General features: G+C 65.4%; 1 protein-coding gene. It reads right to left on the bottom strand.

All coding sequences use genetic code 11. The annotated features are described in order from the left end of the window. On the bottom strand, positions 1-407 hold a 407-nt coding region (locus tag JHD63_RS22915), incomplete at both ends, for a sugar ABC transporter substrate-binding protein (RefSeq protein WP_198973122.1).

Raw genomic sequence — 407 nt, 5'->3', positions numbered from 1 at the left:
GCCGGTCAGCCCCGCCTCCTTCACCGCGGCGGCAATGCCCAGGTCCATGCCGTCCCATGAGCCCATGATGGCGCACAGGTCGGGGTTCTGCTTGAGCACCGTGGTGGACACGGCCTTGGCCTTGGCCGTGTCCCAGTCGGCGGCCTGATTGGCTACCACCTTGATCTGGGCATTCTTGCCAAGAACCGAGTCGATGCCGTTCATCATGAACAGGTTGTTGGCCGCCGTGACCGAGCCCTGAATGATGGCGACCTTGCCGCTCTTGCCCTTGCAGGCCTCAACCGAGGACTCCGCCAGCATTTCCCCGATGCGCGTCCAGTCCGGGCCGATGTAGCCCGCGCCCGCCGCCTTCGATGGCAGGTTGATGGACAGCACGTGGATGCCGACCGCCTCGGCCTGCTGGATCA

This window comes from Xylophilus sp. ASV27 (genome assembly GCF_016428875.1).
GTDB lineage: Bacteria > Pseudomonadota > Gammaproteobacteria > Burkholderiales > Burkholderiaceae_C > Xylophilus.
This window is presented reverse-complemented; position numbering and strand designations above follow the sequence as displayed.